The 22246-nt window shown below is 61.5% G+C and carries 18 protein-coding genes and 2 pseudogenes; 11 read left to right on the forward strand and 9 right to left on the reverse strand.

The window, feature by feature from the left end; genetic code table 11:
• Both paaG and paaF read right to left on the reverse strand, forming a co-directional pair.
• Positions 1 to 792, reverse strand: a complete 792-nt coding sequence (gene paaG / locus RS887_RS10780; protein WP_322615373.1) for a 2-(1,2-epoxy-1,2-dihydrophenyl)acetyl-CoA isomerase PaaG — start codon at positions 790 to 792, stop codon at positions 1 to 3.
• A 51-nt stretch (positions 793 to 843) separates the two neighbouring features.
• Positions 844 to 1617 (reverse strand): 2,3-dehydroadipyl-CoA hydratase PaaF, encoded by a 774-nt coding sequence (gene paaF / locus RS887_RS10785; RefSeq protein WP_322615374.1) that lies wholly within the window; start codon positions 1615 to 1617, stop codon positions 844 to 846.
• Between the two features lie 348 nt (positions 1618 to 1965).
• Between paaF and paaY the strand changes: the two genes are divergently transcribed.
• From paaY to feaR, 3 genes are all read left to right on the forward strand, one after another.
• Positions 1966 to 2562, forward strand: a complete 597-nt coding sequence (gene paaY / locus RS887_RS10790; protein ID WP_057396097.1) for a phenylacetic acid degradation protein PaaY — start codon at positions 1966 to 1968, stop codon at positions 2560 to 2562.
• A gap of 176 nt (positions 2563 to 2738) precedes the next feature.
• Entirely contained in the window at positions 2739 to 3662 is a 924-nt protein-coding gene (gene paaX, locus RS887_RS10795; protein ID WP_008003007.1) for a phenylacetic acid degradation operon negative regulatory protein PaaX, read from the forward strand.
• 101 nt (positions 3663 to 3763) lie between these two features.
• The gene (feaR, locus tag RS887_RS10800) at positions 3764 to 4678 is read left to right on the forward strand and encodes a transcriptional regulator FeaR (protein ID WP_322615375.1); all 915 of its coding nucleotides are present in this window, start codon (positions 3764 to 3766) and stop codon (positions 4676 to 4678) included.
• A 131-nt stretch (positions 4679 to 4809) separates the two neighbouring features.
• On the opposite strand, the gene tynA is transcribed toward feaR, so the two are convergent.
• A complete protein-coding gene (gene tynA / locus RS887_RS10805; protein ID WP_322615376.1) occupies positions 4810 to 7098 on the reverse strand; it encodes a primary-amine oxidase in 2289 nt (762 codons plus the stop codon).
• A gap of 233 nt (positions 7099 to 7331) precedes the next feature.
• Here tynA and RS887_RS10810 point away from each other — a divergent pair.
• From RS887_RS10810 to RS887_RS10820, 3 genes and pseudogenes are all read left to right on the forward strand, one after another.
• Positions 7332 to 7831 (forward strand): annotated as a pseudogene (locus tag RS887_RS10810) (sigma-70 family RNA polymerase sigma factor).
• A 157-nt stretch (positions 7832 to 7988) separates the two neighbouring features.
• Positions 7989 to 8972 (forward strand): FecR family protein, encoded by a 984-nt coding sequence (locus RS887_RS10815; RefSeq protein ID WP_322615377.1) that lies wholly within the window; start codon positions 7989 to 7991, stop codon positions 8970 to 8972.
• A gap of 99 nt (positions 8973 to 9071) precedes the next feature.
• Complete coding sequence (locus RS887_RS10820) at positions 9072 to 11495, forward strand: TonB-dependent siderophore receptor (RefSeq protein ID WP_322615378.1); 2424 nt, start codon at positions 9072 to 9074, stop codon at positions 11493 to 11495.
• 144 nt (positions 11496 to 11639) lie between these two features.
• Here RS887_RS10820 and RS887_RS10825 read toward each other — a convergent pair whose 3' ends face one another.
• Positions 11640 to 12791, reverse strand: coding sequence for an MFS transporter (locus RS887_RS10825; protein WP_322615379.1), 1152 nt, complete (start codon positions 12789 to 12791; stop codon positions 11640 to 11642).
• Positions 12792 to 12955: 164 nt separating this feature from the next.
• On the opposite strand from RS887_RS10825, the gene RS887_RS10830 reads away from it, so the two are divergent.
• The gene (locus RS887_RS10830; protein ID WP_322615380.1) at positions 12956 to 13948 is read left to right on the forward strand and encodes a diaminopimelate epimerase; all 993 of its coding nucleotides are present in this window, start codon (positions 12956 to 12958) and stop codon (positions 13946 to 13948) included.
• A gap of 131 nt (positions 13949 to 14079) precedes the next feature.
• Here RS887_RS10830 and codA read toward each other — a convergent pair whose 3' ends face one another.
• From codA to RS887_RS10855, 5 genes are all read right to left on the reverse strand, one after another.
• Entirely contained in the window at positions 14080 to 15324 is a 1245-nt protein-coding gene (codA, locus tag RS887_RS10835; protein ID WP_111285863.1) for a cytosine deaminase, read from the reverse strand.
• Between the two features lie 199 nt (positions 15325 to 15523).
• The gene (locus RS887_RS10840; RefSeq protein ID WP_322615381.1) at positions 15524 to 16354 is read right to left on the reverse strand and encodes an alpha/beta hydrolase; all 831 of its coding nucleotides are present in this window, start codon (positions 16352 to 16354) and stop codon (positions 15524 to 15526) included.
• A 76-nt stretch (positions 16355 to 16430) separates the two neighbouring features.
• The gene (locus tag RS887_RS10845; RefSeq protein ID WP_322614248.1) at positions 16431 to 17762 is read right to left on the reverse strand and encodes an IS4 family transposase; all 1332 of its coding nucleotides are present in this window, start codon (positions 17760 to 17762) and stop codon (positions 16431 to 16433) included.
• A gap of 233 nt (positions 17763 to 17995) precedes the next feature.
• The gene (gene queD / locus RS887_RS10850) at positions 17996 to 18352 is read right to left on the reverse strand and encodes a 6-carboxytetrahydropterin synthase QueD (protein WP_046042818.1); all 357 of its coding nucleotides are present in this window, start codon (positions 18350 to 18352) and stop codon (positions 17996 to 17998) included.
• Positions 18353 to 18427: 75 nt separating this feature from the next.
• Positions 18428 to 19507, reverse strand: a complete 1080-nt coding sequence (locus RS887_RS10855; protein WP_322615382.1) for a patatin-like phospholipase family protein — start codon at positions 19505 to 19507, stop codon at positions 18428 to 18430.
• A gap of 197 nt (positions 19508 to 19704) precedes the next feature.
• On the opposite strand from RS887_RS10855, the pseudogene RS887_RS10860 reads away from it, so the two are divergent.
• From RS887_RS10860 to RS887_RS10875, 4 genes and pseudogenes are all read left to right on the forward strand, one after another.
• Positions 19705 to 19896, forward strand: a pseudogene (locus RS887_RS10860) (peptidase); the annotation flags it as partial.
• On the forward strand, positions 19896 to 20216 hold the full coding sequence (locus RS887_RS10865) for a PepSY domain-containing protein (protein ID WP_322615383.1): 321 nt from the start codon (positions 19896 to 19898) through the stop codon (positions 20214 to 20216). The pseudogene RS887_RS10860 and the gene RS887_RS10865, both read left to right, overlap by 1 nt.
• 3 nt (positions 20217 to 20219) lie before the next feature.
• Entirely contained in the window at positions 20220 to 20888 is a 669-nt protein-coding gene (locus RS887_RS10870) for a response regulator transcription factor (protein ID WP_322615384.1), read from the forward strand.
• On the forward strand, positions 20885 to 22201 hold the full coding sequence (locus RS887_RS10875) for a sensor histidine kinase (protein WP_322615385.1): 1317 nt from the start codon (positions 20885 to 20887) through the stop codon (positions 22199 to 22201). The genes RS887_RS10870 and RS887_RS10875 overlap by 4 nt, the downstream gene beginning before the upstream one ends.
• The last annotated feature ends 45 nt before the right edge of the window (positions 22202 to 22246 follow it).

A 22246-nucleotide genomic window follows, 5' to 3' on the forward strand; every position in this document is an offset into this window, starting at 1 on the left:
TCAGCGTCCCTTGAAGCTTGGGGTGCGTTTTTCCATGAAGGCGCCGACGCCTTCGCGGTAATCCTCGCTGCGCCCGGCCAGGCGCTGCAGGTCACGTTCCAGGTCCAACTGTTCGTCAAAGCTGTTGCTCAGGCTGGCGTTCAGGCTGCGTTTGATCAGCGCCAGACCGTAGGTCGGTTGCGTGGCGAGGTGGCGGGCCAGTTTCAGCGCTTCGTCGCGCAGCTCGGCATCTTCCACGCAGCGGTAGATCAGGCCCCATTGCTCGGCCTGTTCAGCGCTCAGGCGATTGCCGAGCAAGGCCAGGGCCTTGGCGCGGGCCATGCCGACCAGGCGCGGCAGGGTCCAGGTGCCACCGGAATCGGGGATCAGGCCGATCTTGCAGAACGCCTGGATGAAACTGGTCGAACGCGCGGCCAATACCAGGTCGCAGGCCAGCGGGATGTTGGCGCCGGCACCGGCCGCCACGCCGTTGACCGCGCAGATGACCGGCAGCGGCAGGTCGCGCAACTGGCGGATCAGCGGGTTGTAGAACTTCTCGATGGACTCGCCCAAGTCCGGCACGGCACTGCCCGGCGCGACATTACGGTCGCTCAGGTCTTGCCCTGCGCAGAAGCCGCGACCTTCGCCGGTCAGCAGCAGTACGCGCACGTCCGGGTTCTGCCGCACTTGCTTGAGTGCTTCCTTCACTTCGCCATGCATCTGGGTGTTGAAGCTGTTGAGCTGATCCGGCCGGTTGAGGCTGAGCAGGGCGACGCCGGCCTCGATGGAAAACAGGATGTGTTCGAAGTTCATGGTCTTGGCGCTCTCTTGGAGGTCATTCGAGTTCGGATTTTTGTGGCCGCTTTATTGCCCGATGAAAGTCGGGCTGCGCTTTTCCTGGAAGGCGGCAATGCCTTCATCACGGTCGCGGGTGCCGGCCAGCACGGTGAAGGCGTGGCGCTCGAAGCGCAGGCCGCTGGCCAGGTCGGTGTCCATGGCCTTGAGCAGCGCTTCCTTGGCCATGCGCACGGCCAGTGGTGCCTTGGCCGCAATGCTGCGGGCGATGTGCAGGGCGCGGTCGACGGTGAACTCCGGCTGGGTCACTTCACTGACCAGGCCGGCGCGCTGGGCCTGGCGGGCGTCAATCGGTTCGCCGGTCAGCACCATCTGCATGGCCATGGATTTGCCGACGGCACGCAGCAAGCGTTGGGTGCCACCGGCGCCGGGCATGATCCCGAGGTTGATTTCCGGTTGGCCGAAGCGGGCGTCTTCGCCGGCAATGATGATGTCGGCATGCATGGCCAGTTCGCAGCCACCGCCGAGGGCGAAGCCGTTGACTGCGGCGATCAGCGGTTTGCTGAAGCGGGTGATGGTTTGCCACGACGCCTGGCGCGGGTCGTCGAGGATGCCGACCAGGTTGCGCTCGGCCATTTCCTTGATGTCGGCACCGGCGGCGAAGGCCTTGCGGCTGCCGGTGAGGACCACGGCGCGGGTGTCGGGGTCGGCTTGCGCGGCATTCAGTTCATCGGCCAGTTCGCCCAGCAACTCGGTGGTCAAGGCGTTCAGGGCTTGCGGGCGCTGCAGGGTAATCAGGCGGACGCCAGGCTCGATCAGTTCGACGGCAAGGGTTAGAGGCATGGCGGATGCCCTCACGGTGCACGCTCGGCGTGGTGCCGGCTTGTTGTTGGATCGGCCGCGGGGGCCGGTTTTGCCCAAGTATAGCTATAACATGATACGTAAATGCAATACGAAAATATATTTAATGTGTCTTATTGGTGAGAGTTTCGATTGGTTTTCTTGCAGGGGCAGGGACGCTGGCGGCGGGTTTAGCCCTGAATATATTGGGGTTAAGGCCGATTTAAACGGCCTGCTCGCATTCGTCGGAAAGCGGTATTTCAAGTGATACGCTTTTTAGTCTTTGTGCTTGTAAAAGTGATGTGATACAAAATAAGCTATTATTTGCATCGCTTTGTGAAGGACGCTTTCATGACCTGCTACAGCCTTGATGGCCTGACCCCGGTGGTTGACCCGAGCGCTTATGTGCACCCGTCCGCCGTATTGATCGGTGACGTGATCATCGGCCCGCATTGCTATGTCGGTCCGCTGGCCAGCCTGCGCGGGGACTTCGGGCGGATCGTGCTGGAGGAGGGCGCCAACCTGCAGGACACCTGCGTGATGCACGGTTTCCCCGACAGCGACACCGTGGTCGAGCGCAACGGCCACATTGGCCACGGCGCGGTGCTGCACGGTTGCCGGATCGGCGCCGACGCCTTGGTGGGCATGAATGCGGTGGTGATGGACAACGCCCGGATCGGCCCGCGTTCATTCGTTTCGGCGGCGGCGTTCGTCAAGGCCGGCTTCGAATGCCCGGAGCAGTCGCTGGTCATGGGCGCACCGGCCAGCATCAAGCGCACCCTCAGCGATCAGGAAGTGGCGTGGAAACAGGCGGGCACACGCGAGTACCAGGAATTGGCCAAGCGCTGCCTCACGCAGATGCAGGTGTGCGAACCTCTGAGCGAGCCGGAGGCTGATCGCCCGCGCATCAGCGACAGGGGGTTGCGGCCGAAAGGCAGTACTTTGTGAACACGGTCCCCCCTGTAGGAGCGAGCTTGCTCGCGATGGACGTCAACGATGACGCGGGCTGTCTGAACACACGTATTGCCCGGGCGTTTTTCGCGAGCAAGCTCGCTCCTACAGGTGGGTGCGATTAACAGGCAGGTTTTCGGTATATTCCTTTTCTTTTTTTACACGGAACGCCCATGTCGTCCCTGACCCCCTTGAACCATCTGATTACACGCTTCCAGGAGCAGACGCCGATCCGCGCCAGTTCCTTGATCATCACGTTGTATGGGGATGCCATCGAACCCCATGGCGGCACCGTGTGGCTGGGCAGCCTGATTCAATTGCTCGAGCCCATCGGCATCAATGAGCGGCTGATCCGTACGTCGATTTTTCGCCTGACCAAGGAAGGCTGGCTGACCGCCGAGAAAGTCGGTCGTCGTAGCTATTACAGCCTGACCGGCACCGGTCGCCGGCGTTTCGACAAGGCCTTCAAGCGCGTCTACAGCACCACGATGCCGGCCTGGGATGGTTCCTGGTGCCTGGTGATGCTCTCGCAACTGACCCAGGACAAACGCAAACAGGTGCGCGAGGAGCTGGAGTGGCAAGGCTTCGGTGCGATTTCGCCGGTGGTGCTGGCCTGTCCGCGCAGTGACCGTTCCGACGTCAACGCGACCCTGCTCGACCTCGGCGTGCAGGAGGACACCATCGTCTTCGAAACCACCGCCCAGGATGTACTGGCCTCCAAGGCGCTGCGCCTGCAAGTGCGCGAGAGCTGGAACATCGAGGAGCTGGCCGCGCACTACAGCGAGTTCATCCAGTTGTTCCGACCGCTGTGGCAAGCGCTGCGCGAGCAGGAAAACCTGCAACCGGCCGACTGCTTCCTGGCGCGGGTCCTGTTGATCCACGAGTACCGCAAGCTGCTGCTGCGCGACCCGCAACTGCCGGACGAGTTGTTGCCCGGCGATTGGGAAGGCCGCGCCGCCCGGCAGTTGTGCCGCAACATTTACCGTTTGATCTACGCCAAGGCCGAAGAATGGCTGAACGCTGCACTGGAAACGGCCGACGGCCCGTTGCCGGATGTGGGTGAAAGCTTCTATCGGCGTTTTGGCGGACTGAAATAGCACGTCATTGTTCAGGGAGTGGTGCTGTTCAGGAGACTTGAAGCATCCGATGTCGTGTGGATTGACGTAGACAATAAAAATAAGCCTGCGTGAGGCCTGACATGATTTCTACAACAGCACAGCGCCATGATGGGTTCGACCAGTGGATCCATCAGATCAACCAGATCTGTGGCGCCTTCAACGCACAACCCCTGGGCAGCGAGTTTGCCGGGCGCATCCGTGAATACCAGAGCGATGCGCTCAAACTCAGTTTCGTCGACGTGTGCCAGGCGCGTTTGTACCGTACGCCCCAGGAGGTCGCGGCGGGCGAGGGCGGCAAGTATTTTGCGGTGTTCCAGCTCGACGGCACGGCGGGCATGGCCCAGGGCGAAGACAAGGTCCTGCTGTCCCCCGGTGACATCACGCTGATCGATGCCTCGCGGCCCAGCGACTTCACCTACAGCGAAAACTCCCGGCAGTTGTCATTGATCCTGCCGTATCAACTGGTCGAGCAAACCCTGCGCTTCAATCAGGTCAGGTGCGGCCACCGGATTGCCGCCACCTCGCCCATCGCGATGCTGTCGCACCGGTTGATCCTCGATGCGACCCGCCAGCAGCACCTGACCCGGCAGGAAAGCGAAGCGACCCTGGAGGCGATTGTCAGCCTGCTGCGCCCGGCGATCAGCCAGGCCGACGACTGCACCGATGCCCATGAACGGATCTTCCGCAAGACGCTCACCTGCATTGACGAAAACATTCGCTCCGAAGACCTGTGCCCGGAATGGCTGGCGCGGGAAGTCGGCATGTCCACCCGTGGCCTGTACCGGATGTTTGCCAAGAAAGGCCTGGTGGTGGCGCGCTACATCAAGAACCGTCGCCTGGACCTGTGCGCCGAATCCCTGCGCCAATCGGGCAAGGAACAGAAGTTGTCGGTGCTGGGGTACTCGTGGGGCTTTTCCGATTCGAGCTACTTCTCCACTGCGTTCAAATCGCGCTTCGGCATTGCGCCGGGGGAGTATCGCAAGCGGCATGCTTGATATTTTGTCTGTACCTGTAGGAGCGAGCTTGCTCGCGATGAACGTCAACGATGACGCGGGCTGTCTGATTACCCGCGTTGTCCTGACGTTTTTCGCGAGCAAGCTCGCTCCTACAGGGTTTTGTGTGTGCCTTACTTCGGTGAGTTGAGGTTCAGGGTCGGCGTTTCATCGAAGAAGTTCCACGGTTTCAACAGCACATGCACCCATTCGGTCGGCATGATCGGCCATTCTTCGGCGCGGGCGATGTGGGTGGTGCCGGTGGTCAGCCAGACCACATCATCGGTGTTCTCGATGGCGTGGTTGTCCTGGGTGAATTGCCCCAGGCCCGAATCCTTGTCCGAGCGGTTCGGGTACTTGCCTTCCGGGTATTTTTCCTCGGGGTTGTATTGCGTCACCCACAGCTGCTTGTCCATGAAGCTCAGGCGGTGGTACAGCCACTCGTCCTTGCCGAAGTTGGCACCCTTGGCCACCGGGTGTGTGCCGCCGGCGTACGGAATCAACTGATAGGAAACCGGGTTGCCGACCTTGTTTTCCTTGCTGAAGTTGGTCAGCAGGCGCACGGTCGACGGGTCGAATTTCTGCGCCGCCTGCTGCTCGTTGCCGACTACTCTGGTTTCGGTCTGCATGGTGCTGGTGCGTGGGCCGCCACGGTCGTTCGGCAGCACCACCGGGTTCACTTCCACCAGTGAGTTCTGCTCGCCGTCCACGTCCATGTCGAGGCGGAAGTTGTAGAGGTGCTGGTGCGTGGTGCCGACGATGTTGTGATCGAGCAGAGTGCCGTAGCGGGTGTCTTCCCTGGCGGTGTCTTCGTGCATGGTTTTCGATTTCACGCCCTTGACCGCTTCGATACCGGTGGCGCCGGCGTCGATGCCGAGGGTGCCGTTCTGCTGGAAGACCCAGTCGAAGATGTAGTCGTAGTTGCCCACGGTGCTGATCCAGCGCACCACCAGTTCACGACGCTCGGTACTGAGGTTGGGCTGGCCCATTTCCTGGTGTTTGTACTCCGGGCCGGCGTAGCGCTCGAACACCGCCATGGCGCGCGGGATCGCGGTCGGTGCGCCGGTGTAGTCGGCGATGGTGGCGTCCAGCAGCACGGCGTTTTCCGGGGCGTCTTTGCCACGGGCAATCGGTGAAGTCAGGGTGCCCATGCCGTAGTCGCCGGAGTCGAGGTAGGCCTTGAAGTACCAGCCGACATCCGGGTCGCCGTAAGGCACGATCATGCCGCCCAGCGAGCCCTCGTACATGATTTTGCGTTTCTTGCCCTTGTCGTCGTAGGTGACGGTGGACAGGATCGGGCCGACCCGCGAATCGAGACGAACGTGGAAGTCCCAGTTCTGCCAGTGAATGCTGTTGCCGCTGATGGTGTAGTTCTTGCCCTCGGGCTCGGTGATTTCCAGCGGTTTGACTTCAACGCCTTTGCGTCCGCGCCCGTCATAGGGCGTCGGCTTCATCGGCACCGGGATCAGCGCTTCGTCTTCGATCTTGATCAGCTTCTTCTGTTCCAGATCGACAATCGCCACCAGGCCTTCAATCGGGTGCGCCCAGTAGTTGCCGTCATCGGTGTTGAGGTAGCTGACGATTTTCAGCAGGCGCTTGTCCTGCGCCAGGCCGTCCTTGCCATCGAAGTAACCGACGGTCAGCGGCGTGGCCACGACCTTTTTCACATCGTTGATGCCGCGCTTGGCCAAGGCCTGGGCGTATTCCGGGCTGGTCTCGACGGCCGATTGCACCGTTGCGAAATCGTCCAGCAGCACCATGCCGTGGGCGCCTTCGATCGGCTTCCAGGACTTGAGTTCTTTAGTGTCGAGATCGACCAGCGCCTCGATCACGTGCTTGCCGTCGAGCACCACGATTGAGGCCTGGCGCGGCTGGGCGACGTTCTGCCCGGTCAGAGCGAAGTTCCACACCTGATCCTTGGGCGGCTCCTTGACCGAGACTTCGGTAAAGCGGAAACCGGGTTTGTAGTTTTCCGATTTCTTGAGGATGTCCACGGCCGTGGTGATTTCGGCTGCGCTCAGGGGATTGAGCGGGTTGGGGCGGGTCTCGACGACGAAGGTCTTGTCCAGTCCGGACTGGAACACCTGGTTGATGAAGTCCGTGGACATGAACGCCGTATGGTCCTTGAACACCACTGGCACTGTCAGTTCGATGCGCTTGCCGTTGAGCATGGCCACTTTGCTGTCGGGCTTGACCTTGAGATAGACCCCGTCCTTGGCAATGGTGAACAGGTTGGCGTAATCGTCCCATTTCACCGTGGCACCAAAGGCCTCCAGACCCGCTTGCAGCGGCACCATGTCGGCATGTCCGCCGTGAGCCTGGGCAGTGTTCGCCCAGAAAGGCAGGCCGAGGGTGCTCAGGGTGATGGCCAGGGCCAGGCGGGCAAGCGGTGTTCTTTTAGGCAATGCTTTGGGGCTGAACATGTGTGAATTCCTGGGGAAAAGCCGGGTACGGGCATTTCTGCACTGTGTTACAACCCGTCAACGGTTGCATTTGAATGCCTGCCAGATTTCTTTGGTTCCGTGCCGCCATCCAGCTTTCCTGACGAAATGCACCCTGGCAAGCGGACAAAGTGCCCGGTGTGGGGGCCGCAAAGCATTGCTTCGAGTTAATAGGAAGCATTACTATTCACGTCCCGTCTCCACAGCACACCGCAATGACCCTCAAGCTGCCCCGCAGACACGGCTTTTTCGAGCATTACGAAGAGTTGGTTGGCACCTGGACCCGTCGCCTGAGAAACCGTCAGCTGGCCGAGGACCTGGCCCACGATACCTTCGTGCGGGTGCTTGAGTCCGATTCGGCGGCGGTGGAACAGCCCCGGGCGTATTTGCACCAGACCGCGCGCAACATCGCCGTGGATGGTTATCGGCGTGAGGACCGGCGGGGGGCCATGGAGTCAGAGGCGATTGATCTCAGTGAGTCGCCGACCGGCGACCCGGAGCATTTCATGCACGCGATCCAGTTGGCGGATTCCATCGAGCGGGCGCTCACCGAGCTGCCGGTCAACTGCCGCAAGGTGTTTGTCTGGCAGAAAATCGAGGGCCTGACCCAGGCCGAAATCGCCGAACGCCTGGGCCTGTCCAGGAACATGGTGAAAAGTATATGATCCGCACGCTTCGGCACCTGCGTGATCGCCTGGACGGGTTGCAGTCATGATGTGCGGTGGCCATGAAAATACCTGTAGGAGTTGCCGCAGGCTGCGATCTTTTGGCGGCCTTGGAGTTGCAGAGGATCAAACGATCGCAGCCTTCGGCAGCTCCTGCATGAGGCAGATTTTCCGCACCTTTTTATCCCCGGCCAAACAGGAACTTCCATGATGGATACTCGTGATTGTGCGTGCGGGCAAACAACGGTTCGCGATGACGCGGCGCAGTGGTTTGTGCGTTTACAGGAGCCTGTCGTCGATGTCGAAGAGCGTCGCCGGTTTCAGGCCTGGCTGGACGAACACTCCCAACACCGCAACGAATTCGAAGTGCTCCAGGGTTTGTGGAGCGCCGCCGACCTGGTGCCGGCGGCGCGTTTGCGTGCCTTGTGTGAAACCCCGCCAACCCTGAAGAAACGTCGCCCCGTGCTGCGTTACGCGGTGGCCGCCAGCGTGCTGGCGGTAGCGCTCGGCCTGGGCCTGTTCAACGGCCTGAATCATCCGGCGGCTTACACCGCCGAGTTTTCAACGGCCCTGAATGAGCGACGCCATGTGGCGCTGCCGGATGGCTCGGTGGTCGATCTGGACAGCCGCAGCCGGATTCAAGTGCGCTTTGAAAAAGGGCAACGCAACATTGAGCTGACCGAAGGCGAAGCGATGTTCAGCGTCGAGCATGACACCCGCCGGCCTTTCGTGGTCGCGGCGGGCAGCGGCAAGGTCACGGTCACCGGCACCCGTTTCGATGTGCGTCGCGGCGCCAGCGAAACCCGGGTGGTGGTGGAGCAGGGCACTGTCAAGGTTCAAGGGCGCGACGCCGCCGACAGCGAGTTCATCAATCTGACGGCAGGGCTTGGTACCCACATCGATGCCCGGGGTAAGGTTGCCGCCGCCTATGCGGTCAACCCGGCGGAAATGACCGCCTGGCGCAGCGGCAAACTGGTGTTCAACAACGCCAGCCTGGCCGACGTCGCCGAGCAGGTCTCGCGTTATCGGGAGAAACCGCTGAAGGTCGGCAACGCGGCGGTGGGCAATCTGCGCCTGACCAGCGTGTTCAAGTCCGACAACACCGACGCGCTGCTCAAGGCCTTGCCGAGCATCCTGCCGGTGGCCGTGCGCACCCTTGGCGACGGCAGCCAGGAAATAATTTCAAAATAAAATTCAGGTTTTTTTCGAGTTCATCGTCTTCCTGTTCAACTGCAACTGGTTTGCATTAACAATGCGCACACTCTTGCGATCCACAGGACTACGTTCGACGTGAAAATCTCCACCGCTAAAAACAACAAACTCCCCTGGTTGCCGCTGGCCCTCGCGCTGGCGGTCAACGTTGCGCTGCCCCAGGCCTTTGCGGCCGACGGCATCCACATCCCGGCGCAACCTTTGGGACAAGCCCTGAGCCAGTTGGGCCAGCAAACCTCGCTTCAGGTGTTCTTCAGCCCTGAACTGGTCGCCGGCAAGCAGGCTCCGGCGGTGGATGGCAACCTTTCCCCGGAAGACGCGCTGCGCCAGTTGCTGCAAGGCAGCGGCCTGCAATACCAGATCGATGAAGGCTCGGTGACGCTGATGCCGGCGCCAGCGTCGGCGGCCAGCGGTCCACTGGAACTGGGCGTGACTGACATCAAGGTCGTCGGTGACTGGCTCGGCGATGCCGATGCCGCCGTGGTGCAGAACCACCCCGGCGCACGAACCGTGATCCGTCGCGAAGCCATGGTCGAGCAGGGCGCGATGAACGTCGGCGACGTGTTGAAGCGCGTTCCTGGTGTGCAAGTGCAGGATGCCAACGGCACCGGTGGCAGCGATATTTCCCTCAACGTCGGCGTGCGCGGCCTGACTTCGCGCCTGTCGCCACGCTCCACGGTGCTGATCGACGGCATCCCGGCGGCGTTCGCACCTTACGGTCAGCCGCAACTGTCCATGGCGCCGATTTCCTCTGGCAACCTCGACAGCATCGATGTGGTGCGCGGTGCTGGCTCCGTGCGCTACGGACCACAAAACGTGGGCGGTGTGATCAACTTCGTGACCCGCGCGATCCCGGAAAATGCCTCGGCTGAAATCGGCACCACCCTGGAAACCTCGCAGCACGGTGGCTGGAAGCACATCGACACCGCGTTCATGGGCGGCACCGCCGACAACGGCATGGGCGTGGCGCTGTTGTACTCCGGGGTGAACGGCAACGGTTACCGTGAAAGCAACAACGGCAACGACATCGACGACGTGATCCTCAAGACCCATTGGGCGCCGACCGATGTCGACGATTTCAGCCTCAACTTCCATTACTACGACGCCAAGGCCGACATGCCCGGCGGCCTGAACCAGGCGCAGTACGACGCCGACCCGTTCCAGTCCGTGCGCGACCACGACAACTTCAGCGGCCGCCGCAAGGATGTGTCGTTCAAGTGGGTGCGGCAGATCGACGATCGCACCCAGGCCGAAGTGCTGACCTACTACACCGACAGTTTTCGTGGCAGCACCATCGCCTCCCGTGACCTGAGCACACTCAACTCCTATCCGCGCAGCTACTACACCTTCGGTATCGAACCACGGGTGTCCCACGTCTTCGATGTCGGCCCGACCACCCAGGAAGTCAGCGTCGGTTATCGTTACCTGAAAGAAGCCATGCACGAAGAGGCCAGCCGCGTGGCGCTGGTCAACAACGAGCCGGTCGTACGTCCCGGGGCGGACGGCCATGTCTATCAGGACCGCACCGGTGGAACCGAGGCCAATTCGGTCTACGTCGACAACAAGATCGACGTTGGCAACTGGACCGTCACCCCCGGTATTCGCTTCGAGCACATCAGCACCGACTGGCACGACCGCCCGGTGCTCGATAACGCCGGTAAACGGGTGCCGGAGAAAAACCGCAGCATCGAAAGCAACGAGCCGCTGCCGGCCCTGAGCGTGATGTATCACGTGTCCGATGCCTGGAAACTGTTCGCCAACTATGAAACCTCGTTCGGCGCGCTGCAGTACCTCCAGCTGGGTCAGGGCGGTATCGGCGACAACACCGCCAACGGCCTGGAGCCGGAAAAGGCCAAGACCTACGAAATCGGTACGCGCTACAACGATGACGTGTGGGGCGGCGAGGTGACGCTGTTCTACATCGACTTCGACGACGAACTGCAATACATCAGCAACGATGTGGGCTGGACCAACCTCGGTGCGACCAGGCACCAGGGCATCGAAACGTCGGTGCATTACGATCTGGCCGCGCTGGACCCACGCCTCGACGGCCTGACCGCCAACGCCGGTTTCACCTACACCCGCGCCACCAGCGAAGGTGACATCCCGGGCTTCAAGGGCCGTGACTTGCCGTTCTACTCCCGTCAGGTGGCCACTGCCGGCCTGCGTTACGACATCAACCGCTGGACCTGGAACCTCGACGCGTTCGCCCAATCCAAACAACGCTCGCCGGGCACTGGCGTGAATGCCGACGGCAGCTTCAACGGCAACTACATCACCGAGGGCACCGCCGACGGCCAGTTCGGTGACATTCCGGGTTATGTGACCTGGAACATGCGTGGCGGCTATGACTTCGGGCCGCAGGTGTCGAACCTGAAACTGGGGGCAGGGGTGAAAAACATCTTCGACAAGCAGTACTTCACCCGCTCAAGCGACAACAACTCGGGCATGTACGTCGGCGCGCCGCGCACGTTCTTTGTGCAGGCCAGTGTCGGCTTCTGATAGACCGAGGTGTCCCAGGAACCCTGTGGGAGCGGGCTTGCTCGCGAAAGCGGTGTGTCATTCAGCATTGATGTTGGCTGACACTATGCCTTCGCGAGCAAGCCCGCTCCCACATTGGGTTCGGGGGCTTACCGATGGAATTTTTCAAACCCTCAACACCTTCCCGCCAACGGCCACCGCCACCAGCAACAACGCCATCAGGGCAAAGGCAAAACTCAGGCTGCTGCCATGGGCGATGAAGCCGATCACGGCCGGCCCCGCGAGGATGCCCGCGTAACCCAGGGTGGTAATGGCCGGCACGGCGATGCTTTCGGGCATGACCGTCTGTTTGCCCACGGCGGTGTACAACACCGGCACAATGTTTGAGCAACCGGCGCCCAGCATTGCGTAACCCACCAGTGCCGCTTCCCAACCCGGCGCGAATGTCGCCAGCAACAAGCCTGCGGCGGCTGTCAGCCCGCCGAACACAATCACCCGTGTCGCGCCCAGCCGCCGTACGATTTTGTCACCGGTCAGGCGTCCCACGGTCATGGTCAAGGCAAACGCCGCATACCCGAGGCCCGCATACGCCGTGTCAATGCCACGTTCCTGCGCCAGGAACACCGCGCTCCAGTCCAGCGCCGCGCCTTCGGCGAGGAACACGATGAAGCACATGCTGCCGATGAACAGGACGATGCCATGGGGAACGGCAAACGCCGGCCCCGTGCTTTCGCTTCCATAAGGCAGCATGTGCGGTACGGCCCTGGCCAAGGCGATCAGCAGCACCACGATCACTGCAAGCATCGCGCCCAGCGGTGAAAGTCCGAGACCCAGCAACGCACTGACGCCTGCCGCGCCGACAATCCCGCCGAGGCTGAACAACCCATGGAACCCCGACATCATGTGCTTGCCGCTGGCGCGCTCGACGATCACCGCCTGCAGGTTGACCGTCGAATCCACCGTGCCCAGACCCGCGCCGAACATGAACAAGGCAGCGATCAGGGCCGGAATCGACGTCACCGTCGCCAGCAGGGGCAAGGCCAGGCAGATCAGCAAGGTGCCGCCGGTCGCCACCTTGCGACAGCCAAAACGCGAGGCGAGCATCCCGGCCAGCGGCATCGCCAGAATCGAACCCACGCCCAGGCTCAGCAGCAACAGGCCCAGTGTGCCTTCATCCAGCCCGGCCCGGGCCTTGGCATAGGGCACCAGTGGCGCCCACGCGGCGATGCCGAACCCGGCGATGAAAAAAGCGATGCGCGTGGACATCTGTTCCAGGCGGCCGGGAACGAAGGTGGTTTGGTGGTTGAGGCTGGTCATATCAATCCCTGGCAAAAAACGTCACGTCCTCAACGGACAGTGATCGGCCGGCGAGGGTTCGATCAGTGCCCGGAAAGTTTGCGGTCAAACAGGGCGACATCGTTGCACAGCGCCGGTGTGTTTCGCGATATGTTGAGGCATTCCAATGACACACGGAGGGCGCCATGGCGCAGAGGTACGATGCACGGGGCAATATTTACATCGTGATAGCGCCCGAAGAACTGCGCCGCCAGGGTATCGACTTGCCCCATCACGCCGAGCACGCCGCACAAACCCGTCAGGCATGGGCCGGGGCGGCCATCGAGGCTTGCTGTAGCTGGGCACCCGGCACGCAGCCGGTCGGCGGCAAGGATCATCGCAGCGACGGATTGCTGGTCGGACCCTTTCAGTCGTCGTCTCCCTTCGATCTGCTGATCGTCAACACCGATGGCACGCTGGCCGAGCGCAGCGGCAACGGACTGACGATCTTTGCTCAGGCGCTGAGCGACCAGGGGCTTTTTGCCCAGGGCCAAACCTGTGAGCTCAGGGTGCATCACGATAAAACCGACACGCCTTCACCGGGGCAGACTTCGGTGAAAACCGCTCAAGTCGAGGGCGTGAAGGGTTTCTGGCTTGACCTTGGCCAGCCTGGATTCGGGCCGTCTGCGGTCAGTGCAGTGGGCGTTGAAAGGGCGCTGTTGAATGGCCGCGAACTCAGCCACGTCAGACAGCTGTCAGCACTCAATGATGCATGGTCGCGCAGCCAGTTTGTGCGGGTCGGTAATCCGCATTGCGTGACGTTGGTCGATAGCGCCGATGCCTTGCCGAGCAACGAGCAGATGCGCGAACCGGCGTTGGGCGAAGGGCTGACGCGAATCGCCTATGCCATGCCGAGCGGCGCGGGCAAGCCCTGCCCGGCGGGGATCAATCTGCAATGGGCGATGCGCTTGTCCGCAGGGCACATCGCTGCACGGGTGTTCGAGCGGGGAGAGGGGCCGACGGCGTCGTCGGGGACCAGCGCCAGTGCAGTGGCCTGTGCGGCGTGGCGCGTGGGTTGGGTCAGTGCCGGGGAGGTCAAGGTGACGATGCCGGGTGGCACGGCGCCGATCTTGCTGGAGGAAGAGCAGGGGGAGTTGAGTCGGGTCAGCCTGTTTGGTACGGCTCGAATGATCGATTGATTGTTAGATCGCCTTCGCGAACAAGCCCGCTCCCACAGTTGATCTTCAGTGAACACAGAGTCTGTGTACGACAAAGATCCACTGTGGGAGCGAGCTTGCTCGCGATGGGGCCAGCCCAGGCAATGCAAATTTCAGCTCAGCCCACTGAACTCCACCACCGGCATCGTCCGCTTCATCAACACCTTGCCCTCGCGCACCGAGTACAGTGGCAAGCCCTGGCTGCGGATCACCTCGTAGTCACTCTCCGCCGACAGGATCAGCAGATTCGCCGGTCGTCCGCGCTCCAGGCCATAGCGCTCGCCGAGGTTCATGGCTCTGGCGCTATTGTCCGTCACCAGGTCCAGCGCACTTTGCAGGTTGCGATAGCCGAGCATGTGGCAGATGTGCAGACCGGCTTCGAGCACCCGCAAAATGTTGCCATTGCCCAGCGGATACCACGGATCGACGATGGAGTCCTGGCCGAAGCACACGTTCATGCCCGCTTCCAGCAACTCGTTGACCCGGGTCACGCCCCGGCGTTTCGGGAAGTTATCGAAGCGGCCTTGCAGGTGGATGCTTTCAGTGGGGCAGGAGACAAAGCTGATCCCCGAATGCCCGAGCAAGCGAAACAGCTTGGCGCAGTAGGCGTTGTCGTAGGAGCCCATGGCCGTGGTGTGGCTGGCCGTGACCCGCGAGCCCATGTCGCGGCTGCGGGCTTCTTCGGCGAGCACTTCGAGAAAGCGTGAATGCGGGTCGTCGGTTTCGTCGCAGTGCACGTCCACCAGGCAACCCGTGCGCTCGGCCAGGTCCATGAGGAACTTCACCGAACTGACGCCCTGATCGCGGGTGTATTCGAAATGCGGAATGCCACCCACCACATCCGCACCCATGCGGATGGCTTCTTCCATCAGCTCGCGGCCATTGCGGTAGGACTCGATGCCTTCCTGGGGGAACGCGACGATTTGCAGGTCGACCAGGTGCCGGCTCTCCTCGCGCACTTCGAGCATCGCCTTGAGCGCAGTCAGTTGCGGGTCGGTGACGTCGACGTGGGTACGCACATGCTGGATGCCGTGGGCGGCGAGGGCCTGGATGGTTTTCCGGGCACGGGTCCTGGTGTCTTCCAGGGTGATGGTCGCTTTGCGCTCGCCCCAGCACTCGATGCCTTCGAACAGCGTGCCGCTCATGTTCCAGCGCGGCTCGCCGGCGGTCAGGGTCGCGTCGAGGTGGATGTGCGGCTCGACAAAGGGCGGCACCACCAGATTGCCGCCGGCATCCAGATCGTCAGGGCCCAGGGTCGGGGCTTCGGTCTGGCGGGAGATGCTGCTGATCCGGCCATTTTCCAGGTACAACTCATGCAGGCCTTCCTGGTTGCGCAGACGGGCATTGATGATGTGCATTGGGCGGATCCTTGTAGAAAACCGTGTAGACGATTTCCCTACGTTAGCTCGCCAGCGGCGGTCCCCGCCAGTGACATTGATCACTGTAGATCCAATGTGGGAGCGAGCCTGCTTGCGAAGGCGGTGTGCCAGCCCACTCGATGTCGGATGTGACGTCGTCTTCGCGAGCAGGCTCGCTCCCACAGGGGATTGGGTTTGTTCAGGAAGATGGTTGCAGAGACAAAAAACGCAGCAGCGCAGCGACAATGGCTTCAGGCGCGTCCTCCTGAACCAGGTGACCCGCATCGGGGACAGGATAAAACTGCGACCCTGAAATCATCTGGTGCAAGGCCCGCCCGCGTTCGACGGGAATCCACTGATCGTCCTCACCCCAGAGAATCTGCACCGGGCAGCGAATCGTCGGGTACAACCCCTGGGCCTCGAGGGTGTAACGCTCGTCCATCTGCGCGATCTGCCGATAAAACGCCGCTTGCCCCGGCTCTCCCAGCCATGGCTGTACGTAGGGGGCGAGTTCGGCGTCGGGAATGTCGCGCTGGATGGCCCCGCGAATATAGGCCGGCACGATGGCGCGCTGAATGTAATCGGGCAGTCCGCTGAATGCCGCTTCATGCTGTCGTACATGCTGCACGAACGGTGAACCCCAGGGCGTCAGCGCCACTGGATCGATGAGCGTCAGGCTGCGGTAATCCTTGCCGTTGAGCAGATGCGTGCGCAGGGCGGTGGCGCCGCCGAAGTCGTGGGCCACTACGTCGGGGCGATCCACGCCCCAATGCTCCAGCAGTTGCGCCAACAGCCGGTTTTGCACGCCGAGCGAGACATCGGCGTCGGGTTGCGCGGACTGGCCGTAACCCAACAGATCGAAGTAATGCACCCGGTGCGTGGTAATGAAATACGGTGCAATCCGGTGCCAGACATAAGAAGAAAAGGGTGTGCCATGCACGAACACCAGCGGCGGGCCGTCGCCCTGTATGGCGTAGCGCACCTGATGTCCTTCGAAGTCGAAGACCTGATCCAGCGGCCAGTCAGTCATGGGCTTGTCCTCTTGGCAGGGGGGGCGAGGCAAAAAGCATAGGCATAAAAAAACAGCCGATGAAGGCTAATGCCAGTCAGTTAAGCTGACTGGCATTTTTATTTTTGATCGGATACTTCGGGGATTTCAGCCTGATAGCTCGCGGATAAACCCGCTCTTCCCGGCGATGCGGCAGTACATAGTGCGGGGCCGAGGCATGCAATTCGGCGAGGTATTTGGGGATGTTCCCTGAGCGATCCGCAGAAACGCCATTGATAAAACCCAGGATCGCCCAAGTACACGCGGTGAAGCTTAGCTCGCACGGATGGATGCCCGGACAATGGCGGCTCATTTCCACCATCTGATAACGCAACAGGTTGTAGCCCAGCAACACGCCCCACAACTCTTGCTCGATCATCTCGGGCGTCTTGCTACGCAACGTGTAGCTGCTGTTGAGCAGTGTCTGTTTCATTTCCCTGAATCCTAATTCGATTTCCCAGCGATGGCTGTATAGGTCGACGATTTCATCGGATGGGAAACGCAGCGGATCGACCATCGACGTCAAAATCTGACAGACCTTGCCCTTTACGGTCTTGCTTAGGAGCCTTGCGGTTAGGCGCTCTGGCAAGCCTGGCCACTGCTTGCGGGCCTGCGGCGAAGTGCTGAGCGAGACCACCGCATCCTGACGCCCCAAGCGCTGAATCACTTCGTACTGCGCACCTTTACGCAGCGGCATCAGCCAATGCCGCTCAGTGCCGGCCTGCTGCCATTGGTGCAGCAACCCCAAGGAGTAGAAACCGCGATCAAACAGCGTCAGCGAGTGATCTGGCGTGGTGTCGATCAGTTGCTCTGCCAGTTTCATTTCGTTACTGCGATAGCCATCAAAAGCACTGCCGATCAGCAAATGGCTGGTCAACTCCATTTGGCAAACCATGCGCACCTGAGGAAAACCGGTATCGCCATGCTGGTTGCTGGCGGAGTCGTAACGCGCACGGTTTTCGGGTGTATCGGGCGTTCGCCAGACGACACCGTCGACCCCCAGTAAACGCAATCCGGCCCAGGTCGGATGGCCGGCCGCTTCATGCCAGCTTTTCTGCGTCAGATCGAAGACTTGTCGTACGGCCTCGCTACCCAATCGTTGACGGGCCTGGACTACGGCGCTGGGTGCGACCAGTGGGCGTTGCCCGGGCAGCATGATGTTCATGCGACTGACCACATCCCACGCCGACATGCGCCGGAAAAACGCCATGGAGATGACGCACCAGAGCATCATTTCCAAGGGCAGACGCCGCTTGCGAAGGGTGGCTACGCCGGCCTGTTCCAACGCTTGCTCGACCAGAGAGGGATCAAGCAACGAGTCCAATCCCTCAATGGAATTGGGAGTCGAGACGAAGTTGTGGGTTAGTTCCAGTGCCCGAGCCAGACGCATAAAAAAATCCGATGCCTATTCAGGCATCGGATTTTGATTTCTTGCGGCCAAAGGTCAAGCGACGAGGCTTAACTGATCGGCATTAGCCGATGAAGGCTGTTCTTTATTTCTCTGACTAACTGTAGGAGCGAGCTTGCTCGCGATGGGCGTCAACGATAACGCGGGGCATCTGGCAGCCCGCGGGGCTCAGGCGTCCATCGCGAGCGAGCTCGCTCCTACAGGGGGTTGTATTTTTATTCGCCGCGATAGATGCAACCGCTGGTGCAGGTTTCGTGGATGCGGATCGCGCTGAGTTCCGGCAGCAGAGGCTTCAATTCCTGCCAGATAAACTTGGCCAACACTTCGCTGGTCGGGTTTTCCAAGCCAGGAATATCGTTCAGGTAGTTGTGGTCCAGACGCTCGTACAGCGGCTTGAAGATCGCCTTGATTTCCGAGAAATCGCGGATCCAGCCGGTGTGCGGGTCCAGGTCGCCGCTCAGGTGGATTGCCACTTTGAACGAGTGACCGTGCAGGCGGCCGCACTTGTGGCCGTCCGGTACGTGGGGCAGGCGGTGGGCGGATTCGAAGGTAAATTCTTTGAAAATTTCCACAGTATCTTCAGCTCTGTTCAGGTGGCGTTCGCCGCAGCGATTCGGGCAGGTGGCGAGTTTACCAGTTTGTCCTGACTAAAGGGTCAGCAAGCGCTCGCCCAGGCGACCGTTGGCGGCCAGTTCGAGGAATTCGTCGCCCATGCGGCGGCTTTCATCCATGGTCGCGCGCCAGTATTTCTGCCGGCTCGAGGCGTCGCCCATGAAGCGCTTGAAGTCGTTACGGTCTGGCAGTTTGCCGTAGGGCAGTCGCGCCAGGTAGTCCTTCGACGGCGCCAGCAACAACACGTTTTGCAAACGAGCCGGGCAGGCGCGGCGCCACGGCAGGGTCTTGTCGAACCAGCCGGGAATCACCCGGTCGGTGAAATGCGGGTAGAGCACGATGTCGTTGCCGCTGTAAGGCAGGTCCAGGTGGTAGTCCAGCAAGCCGCCGTCGCGGAAGGTGCCGATGCCAGCGCCCGGCAGGTCGCGCACACCTTCCATCACCATCGGGATCGAGCCCGAAGCCAGCAGGGCCTGGCGCAAATTGCCGGAGTTGAGGGCGACGAAGCGCGACGGGAAGTCGTTCAAGGCGTCGACCGGCGGCGCCAGGCGCGGGTCATGGATGATCAGGCGCTCGAAGTGCCGGGCCAGCCGCGCCCGGCCGCGCAGGTTGTCGGCGATCACCGACGACAGGCCCAGCCCGAGGCGACCGCGATGATCGTCGGCGAGCAGGCCGTGGCTTTTGACCACCATGATGTTCAGGCGGTAATCGCTGTTGTTGAGGATCGAGGCATCGCGGCCGTCGAGCAGGTCATTGAGCATGCGCTGCGAGCTCTGGCTGATCTGCGCCATGGTCACGCCCTTGGCGAAATTCTGCTCGGTGTACAGCTGCCCGAGACGCCGGATGCCTTCGGCGGCGTCCGGCAGACAGGCGCTGGCGAAGCGCCAGGAACCCACCGATGCGCCAATCAGCGAGCGTTCCCGCGGTGCCGCCGGTAGCCACTGGCCGAACAGCGCCAGGTCCAGCCCCTGAATCCCCAGCGCCTTCGGACCGCCGGCCGCGCCGGGCAAGGTGCCGACGTCGGCCGCGTTCAGGCCGTTGGCGCGAATGTGCGCAAAAGCGCGCGGACCGGCCTTGAGGGTCAGGGAAGGGAACTTGATGTGGATGGCGGTCATTACGGTCTCGATGTGTGGCAAGCAGAAATTATAAACACGAACACTGTGGGAGTGGGCTTGCTCGCGAAGGCGGTGCATCAGTCAGCATCGATGTCGCCGGAGATACCGCCTTCGCGAGCAAGCCCGCTCCCACAGGATTTGAATTGCTGCATCCAATAGTGGCCATTCAGCTTCAATTAAGTTCATCCGGCTAAGGTGTCGCCCATGCCCGGGAACCTGGCCCGGATCAAGCGCTGAGATTGCGCGACGCTGGTACCATTGTGGCTTTCGAGAAGCTCACACCACTCGCGCCGGCCAGGTATCCCGGTGATCGGCTGCCGGGTATCGACCGGGATCTGGAATTAGACGCTGTCAGCGGGCAGGTTCTCAAGGATCATCAGGATTGGTAATGAAGCTGTTTTTCTTCAATCGATGCACCGGCAGCCGGATGGCGCTGCTGCTTCTGGCATTTTGCTCGGCGGTGATGGCCCGCGACCTGGATCAGGATGAAGCCCTGCGCCTGCGTCAACAGGGCGTGATCCTGCCGCTGGAGCAACTGCTGCAGCAGGCAATGGATCGCTACCCCGGCGCGAAACTGCTGGAAGCCGAGCTCGAAGAAAAACATGACGTCTACATTTATGAAGTCGAGCTGCTGACCCCTGCGGGCGTGGTCCGCGAACTGGGCATCGATGCCACCACTGGCCGCTTATTGAAAGACAAGGAAGACTGATCCATGCGTTTGCTTCTGGTGGAAGACCATGTGCCCCTGGCCGACGAACTGCTGGCCGGTCTCAACCGCCAGGGTTATGCGGTGGACTGGCTGGCCGATGGTCGCGACGCGGTGCATCAGGGCAGTACCGAACCTTACGACCTGATCATCCTCGACCTCGGTTTACCGGGCGTACCGGGGCTTGAGGTGCTGGCGCAATGGCGCAGGGCGGGGCTGACCACGCCGGTGCTGATCCTGACGGCCCGTGATTCCTGGGCCGAGCGCATCGAAGGCCTCAAGGCTGGCGCCGACGATTACCTGACCAAACCCTTTCATCCCGAAGAGCTATTCTTGCGCATCCAGGCGTTATTGCGCCGCTCCCATGGCCAGGTCAACCAGCCAGCGCTCCAGGCTGCCGGGCTGCATCTGGACGAAAGTCGCCAGTGCGTTGTCCGCGACGGTGCGGACATTCAACTGACGGCCGCGGAGTTTCGCCTGTTGCGCTATTTCATGCTGCACCCCGAGCAGATCCTCTCCAAAAGCCACCTCGCCGAACATCTCTACGACGGTGAAACCGAGCGCGATTCCAATGTGCTGGAGGTTCACGTCAACCATTTGCGCCGCAAGCTCGGCAAAAGCGTGATTGAAACCCGTCGCGGCCAGGGGTATCTGCTCGGCGGGCAAGCCCGGTGAGATCGATCCAGCGCCGCTTGAGCCTGGGCCTGATCAGCGTGATGGTGGTCGTTGGCCTGGTGCTGGCGCAAACCAGCCTGTGGCTGTTCGAAATGGGTTTGCAGCGCTATCTCGAAGCCGGGTTGCGCAATGACAGCGAGAACCTGCTGGCAGCCCTCGTGCGAGGGCCGCAAGGCTTGCAACTGGATGAACGACGTCTGTCACCGGCCTATCAGCGGCCGTTTTCCGGGCATTATTTCCGCATCGATTTCGCCGAGGGCCATTGGCGTTCCCGTTCTTTATGGGATCAGGAACTGCCGGGACTCGATCAACCCGGCCTGCACGACAACCTGCAACTGGGGCCGGAAGGACAGCAGTTGCTGGTGCTGCGTACGGACTATCGACGTTCGGGAGTGCCGATCTCCATCAGCGTCGCCGAGGATTACACGCCAATACGCGAAAGCTTCCGGCGCATGCAACAGCTCGGGCTGGGCCTCGGTTTGACAGGGCTGCTGCTGATTCTGCTGCTGCAACGGATGACCGTGCGCCGCGCCTTGCGACCGCTGGAGCAGGCGCGCGAGCAGATTGCGCAGTTGCAACAGGGTCAGCGCTCGCAACTCGATGATCAGGTGCCGGTGGAGCTGGAGCCGCTGGTGGCGCAGATCAACCACTTGCTGGCCCACACCGAGGACAGCCTCAAGCGCTCACGCAATGCCTTGGGCAACCTCGGTCACGCGCTGAAAACGCCGCTGGCGGTGTTGTTGAGCCTGGCCTCGAGCGAACAGCTCGATGCGCACCCGCAACTGCGCAAGACCCTCAAGGAACAACTGCAACAGGTCGAGCAACGGCTCAATCGGGAGCTCAATCGTGCGCGGTTGTCCGGCGATGCGTTGCCGGGCGCATTGTTTGATTGCGCTGCTGAACTCCCCGTATTGCTGGCAACCCTGAACAAGATCCATGGCGAACACCTGGCGCTGAGCTACCGCGCACTGCCCGACCTGCAATTGCCATGGGATCGTGAAGACCTGCTGGAGCTGTTGGGCAACCTGCTGGATAACGCCTGTAAATGGGCAGATGCAGAGGTTCGTGTGAGTGTGGCCGAGACGGCGGGCGGGTTTGAACTCAGTGTCGAAGATGACGGTCCGGGCATCCCCGAAGAACGTCGCGGTCATGTGTTTGGCCGAGGTACGCGGCTGGATGAGCAAACCCATGGACATGGCCTGGGGCTGGGCATCGTGCGCGACATTGTCGATAGCTGGGGCGGGAAACTGTCGTTACTGCAAAGCGAGTGGGGCGGGCTGAAGGTGCTGATCGAGTTGCCCGGACACGTCTGAACAGACCGGGAACCTGTGGGAGCGGGCTTGCTCGCGAATGCGGTG

Source organism: Pseudomonas sp. BIC9C (assembly GCF_034541995.1).
GTDB lineage: Bacteria > Pseudomonadota > Gammaproteobacteria > Pseudomonadales > Pseudomonadaceae > Aquipseudomonas > Aquipseudomonas fluorescens_CC.

Excerpts from the sequence above, each read along its gene's own strand:
- RS887_RS10855 (WP_322615382.1), bottom strand. The coding sequence starts at position 19,507 with ATGACCGCCATCCACATCAAGTTCCCTTCCCTGACCCTCAAGGCCGGT.
- codA (WP_111285863.1), bottom strand. The coding sequence starts at position 15,324 with ATGCACATCATCAATGCCCGTCTGCGCAACCAGGAAGGCCTGCATGAG.
- RS887_RS10830 (WP_322615380.1), top strand. The coding sequence starts at position 12,956 with ATGGCGCAGAGGTACGATGCACGGGGCAATATTTACATCGTGATAGCG.
- RS887_RS10825 (WP_322615379.1), bottom strand. The coding sequence starts at position 12,791 with ATGACCAGCCTCAACCACCAAACCACCTTCGTTCCCGGCCGCCTGGAA.
- RS887_RS10845 (WP_322614248.1), bottom strand. The coding sequence starts at position 17,762 with ATGCGTCTGGCTCGGGCACTGGAACTAACCCACAACTTCGTCTCGACT.
- paaY (WP_057396097.1), top strand. The coding sequence starts at position 1,966 with ATGACCTGCTACAGCCTTGATGGCCTGACCCCGGTGGTTGACCCGAGC.
- RS887_RS10815 (WP_322615377.1), top strand. The coding sequence starts at position 7,989 with ATGATGGATACTCGTGATTGTGCGTGCGGGCAAACAACGGTTCGCGAT.
- paaX (WP_008003007.1), top strand. The coding sequence starts at position 2,739 with ATGTCGTCCCTGACCCCCTTGAACCATCTGATTACACGCTTCCAGGAG.
- RS887_RS10865 (WP_322615383.1), top strand. The coding sequence starts at position 19,896 with ATGAAGCTGTTTTTCTTCAATCGATGCACCGGCAGCCGGATGGCGCTG.
- RS887_RS10840 (WP_322615381.1), bottom strand. The coding sequence starts at position 16,354 with ATGACTGACTGGCCGCTGGATCAGGTCTTCGACTTCGAAGGACATCAG.
- tynA (WP_322615376.1), bottom strand. The coding sequence starts at position 7,098 with ATGTTCAGCCCCAAAGCATTGCCTAAAAGAACACCGCTTGCCCGCCTG.
- RS887_RS10870 (WP_322615384.1), top strand. The coding sequence starts at position 20,220 with ATGCGTTTGCTTCTGGTGGAAGACCATGTGCCCCTGGCCGACGAACTG.
- paaF (WP_322615374.1), bottom strand. The coding sequence starts at position 1,617 with ATGCCTCTAACCCTTGCCGTCGAACTGATCGAGCCTGGCGTCCGCCTG.
- paaG (WP_322615373.1), bottom strand. The coding sequence starts at position 792 with ATGAACTTCGAACACATCCTGTTTTCCATCGAGGCCGGCGTCGCCCTG.
- feaR (WP_322615375.1), top strand. The coding sequence starts at position 3,764 with ATGATTTCTACAACAGCACAGCGCCATGATGGGTTCGACCAGTGGATC.